This is a genomic window from uncultured Cyclobacterium sp. (genome assembly GCF_963976465.1).
GTDB lineage: Bacteria > Bacteroidota > Bacteroidia > Cytophagales > Cyclobacteriaceae > Cyclobacterium.
Window position 1 is genome coordinate 1 of record NZ_CAXBOC010000489.1, and the last position, 4,057, is coordinate 4,057.

Sequence of the window (4,057 nt, forward strand, 5' to 3'; positions counted from 1 at the left end):
TACCACCCATTGTCATGGTGGAATGGTTGGTAGAAGAAAACAAGGCAGAAATAGAATTGGTCGCTTCGGCTCCTGAGCACTACAATGACAAAGAAGCTGTCAGTTATTACGCTCCGCCATGGATGATTCAGGCTACCACCTACAGTAGGATAGTAGACATTAAAGCAGGAGGGCTATTGTTTACTTCCGGCTTGTATGCGACAGAAGGAAAAGATGAGGAAGAAAAAACGAGAAACCTTTTTGAAACCTTGTCGCGAATTCTTGAAAAAGCCGGATCAAGCTACGACCACCTGGTAAAAGCAAGTTACTATCCTTCCGATGAAAAAGGTCGTGAAGGTTTGATGAAAGTAAGGACAGCATTTTACAATCCAGAAAGACCTCCGGTTGCTTCCTTGATACGGATTCAGGGGACAGGTCGAGAAGGCATTTACTTAAATATGGACATGGTAGCAGTGGTGCCGGACTGATTTGGCAAAGCTTTTCAAGCCCCGGGTCTGGTCTAAGTTTAGCAGCGCGTAACTTAGACCCCAATGCTGAAAGTTTTCAACTTTCTTAATCTTCGCCTGAGTGTAGATTGCATCTACACTCAAATATCCAATAGAAATGCAATTGGGTATTGAGAATAGGAAATTGAATTTTAAGCTTTTTTTTATTGGCTAAATATATCAGTTGTTTTACTCAAGTTGAAAACTTCCGGAGTGATATTTCCAAGTTGGCTCTATCGTTTAGGCTTTAATCAGAAGAAACATAGAAGGAAAAATATATGAAAAAATAGTATATTTGATAAAAGGCAGTTTTATGGATATTCAGGCAGAGAAATTACAGTTGATAGAATGGCTCGCGGGACTTAATGATGCCAAAGTACTCAATGAGTTTATTGCTTTGAAGAAAAAAAAGGAAGTGGATTGGTGGGATCGGATTAGTGCTGAAGAGCGGGAAGAGATTCAAATAGGTCTTGCTCAAGCAGATAAAGGTGAGGTTATCCCCCACCAGGAAGTAATGGCGAAGTATAAGAAATGGCTTTAGAAATCGTATGGACGACGCGTGCCCAAACAGGTTTTGCAAGAATTATTGAGTACTTGGAAACCCATTTCTCAGAAAAGGAAGTCCGGCAATTTGTCAGGCAGTCAAATGATTTTTTTGAATTGCTCAGCCAGTATCCAGAAATGCTTGAAGAAACAAATAGTCAAAAACATGTTCATCGTGGGCCAATTAACAAGTACACGGTCATAACTTATCGGCTCAAAAGGCTAGAAAACCAAATAGAGTTAATCAATATTCGCTCTTCCAGACAAAAGTCACCGAAGCTCAAATAGTGACGCCGTAAATTCAGATGTCTGGTCTAAGTTTAGCAGCTCGTAACTTAGACTACAATGCTGAAAGTTTTCAACTTTCCTAACTGCAACCAGGTGTAATTTGTAAACGCTCACCTTGTCCAAATTAATAGTTTTACTAGGTCGAAAGCGGTTGCTTTACTAAAAACCCACAGTTAACCGCACAAACCCCATTTCATCTTGCCTATTTATATACATCCAAATTTTACCGTCCTTGGCAAAATGGTAGCCAGGTGGTGTATTTAGCGCTTCAACAAGAGACGCTGCAACCACATTAAAATCAGGGTCAAAAACAGTTAGGTACACGGCTGATTCCATATCCTCATAGTTTTCTAAATCCTTTCCTATTTTGATGATTTTATGGGAAAACCGGTAAAACAGCTGCTTCTCTTCATCCCAAAGGGGAGCCATAAAATTAATCTCCCTACGCATGTCTAAGGATGTTTGCTTAAACGCCTCTTCATTTTCAAAATCTTGGTTGTATTTCCCTGTTTTTTTATCAGCAGTCAATTTACTCTGGTAATCGACCTGGAACAGGCTGTCTTTTTCATAAAGCAAAATACTGTTTGAAATATCATTGCTGATAATATAACTTTCTTGTTGCTTACTGATCGTTACAGTTGGAAAGGACATTTGGACACTGGAAGGACTGCTTAATTTAAATCGAAAATTTTCTAATGTTTCAAGAGGTAAAGGTACCTTAGTGAGGGATTGATTGTCTGTATTCAAAATGCCCAAGGCATAGGTTTTCTCACTATTATCTCGTAGCAAGCCTATCATGGTGTGAAAATCTACCATCCGGTTACTTAAAAATTGAAAACTTTCACTTTCTGCCATCTTATCTCCGGAAAATGCTCTATCATTAAAGGCAAATTCACTTATTTTATCTCCTTCCAAATTGAATAACCTAACTTTGATATAGCCCGTAAAAGCAATGGAGTTGGAGGAAATGAGATTCATTCCAAAAACCATCTCGCCTACTCCATCGGGTCCTTCCTTTTCAAAAGGAAGTTTTTCGGCCAAAATCCCTTTGTCCAGGTCAATTTTTTCGAGGGTATAATCATTTGGGTTAAAATTATACAAGTATTCCTTTCTTTCATCAAGTGCTGCCACCCGAAGTCCGGCATTTAAGTAAAGAAATTCATTTCCTGGATCGATTAAAAGGGTATCAAGTTTGAAATTCAAATCCGAAACTATCGCATTTTCACTTGAAGAATTGCCTGATCCACATGCCCACAAAAAGAAAAAAATTAAAGCGTAAAAGAATTGTTTCATAGGGGTTATTGGATTGAGGGAGAAAATTAAAGAAAAAATAAGCGGGTTAAAAGCTTATTCTGCTTAAAAACCCCAGTTTAGTCTAAGTTAATTGAGCATAATTTACGCCTAAAATACTGAAAGCTTTCAACTTTCCCAACTCGAGCTAATCCAGAAAAACTAGCAAGCTTCCATTTCCCTCCCATAGTCTATGACAGTATTTAATTGTTTGAGGTAGATATTTAACTGTTTGGAAATTGTGCTTTCAAGTTAAATTCTAATTGAATTTGCAATTCGGTTTTGAGAATAGAAAAAAGATCTCGAATTTTAAACCAAAGGCAACTTGATAAGGATATTTTCTTAAGTTGAAAACTTTCGTCTTTGTAGGTTTAAAGTTATTGCTAACCCTTAAGCTTCGACCAGAAGGGAGCATTCAATAAGCTCGAATCAATTGTATTTCTGTTCTAAAGATTATATATGAGTAATTCAAAGTTTTTTTTGAGTGTAATTTACCTTTTGCTACCAAGCATTCATTCCAATCTATTGGCTCAGGAGCGGCCTCCCAATATTGTATATATCCTGATAGATGATCTGGGTTGGAAAGACCTGGGCTGCTATGGCAGTGAATTCTATGAAACGCCAAATATTGACAAGTTAAGGGCCCAAGGGATGAAGTTTACAGCTGCTTATTCTGCAAGTCCGGTTTGTTCTCCTTCTCGAGCCAGTATATTGACCGGTAAAAACCCTGCGAACATTGGTTTTACCGGACATATCACTGCCATTGGTAAACATAGGTATCCGGAGGAAGGAAGGATTATCCCCCCAGATGATTATATGCACGTTTCGCTTGAAGAAAAAATGATTCCTGAAATTTTGCTTCAGTCAGGCTATACCTCGGCTAGCATAGGTAAGTGGCATGTTGGGGAAGAAGAAAAGTACTTCCCTACAAATCAGGGATTTGCTATTAACATTGCTGGATATGAACATGGCAGTCCTCCTACCTATTGGGGGCCATTTGAATCGGAGAAAAGCTGGAACCCTGTCATAAAGAACCTGGACAATAGAGAAGAAGGGCAATATTTAACCAACAGGCTTACCGATGAAGCCATTAATTTTATAGATAAGAATAAAGAGGGGCCCTTCTTTTTATACCTTTCCCATTATGCCGTGCATACCCCTTTAGAGGCGCCTGATTCCCTGGTGAATAAATATGAATTGAAGTTAGAAGGGCAAAAGGAGCAAAAGAATGCGATTTATGCAGCCATGATAGAGAATATGGACTGGAATTTCGGAAGGTTATTGAAGTCCTTGGACTCACTTGGCCTGGACAAAAATACCATCGTTATCTTGGGAAGTGACAATGGAGGTGAAGGTAGGGTGACCAACAATGCCCCACTCAGAGAAGGCAAAGGTTATATTTATGAAGGGGGTATCAGGGTGACATTGGTAATCAAATGGCCGGGTAATGT

The 4,057-nt window shown here is 38.9% G+C and carries 5 protein-coding genes; 4 read left to right on the top strand and 1 reads right to left on the bottom strand.

The genetic code is table 11. The features are described from left to right. The 3 genes from AAC037_RS20855 to AAC037_RS20865 form a co-directional block, all read left to right on the top strand. On the top strand, nucleotides 1–467 hold a 467-nt coding region (locus tag AAC037_RS20855), incomplete at its 5' end, for a Rid family hydrolase (protein WP_339905329.1). Between the two features lie 313 nt (nucleotides 468–780). Next, nucleotides 781–1,026 (top strand): hypothetical protein, encoded by a 246-nt coding sequence (locus AAC037_RS20860; RefSeq protein ID WP_339905331.1) that lies wholly within the window; start codon nucleotides 781–783, stop codon nucleotides 1,024–1,026. After that, nucleotides 1,017–1,316, top strand: coding sequence for a type II toxin-antitoxin system RelE/ParE family toxin (locus AAC037_RS20865; protein WP_339905333.1), 300 nt, complete (start codon nucleotides 1,017–1,019; stop codon nucleotides 1,314–1,316). Before AAC037_RS20860 ends, AAC037_RS20865 begins: the two co-directional genes overlap by 10 nt. A 159-nt stretch (nucleotides 1,317–1,475) precedes the next feature. On the opposite strand, the gene AAC037_RS20870 is transcribed toward AAC037_RS20865, so the two are convergent. Further along, a complete protein-coding gene (locus tag AAC037_RS20870; protein WP_339905335.1) occupies nucleotides 1,476–2,609 on the bottom strand; it encodes a DUF4221 family protein in 1,134 nt (377 codons plus the stop codon). Between the two features lie 456 nt (nucleotides 2,610–3,065). On the opposite strand from AAC037_RS20870, the gene AAC037_RS20875 reads away from it, so the two are divergent. After that, on the top strand, nucleotides 3,066–4,057 hold a 992-nt coding region (locus tag AAC037_RS20875), incomplete at its 3' end, for a sulfatase (protein WP_339905336.1).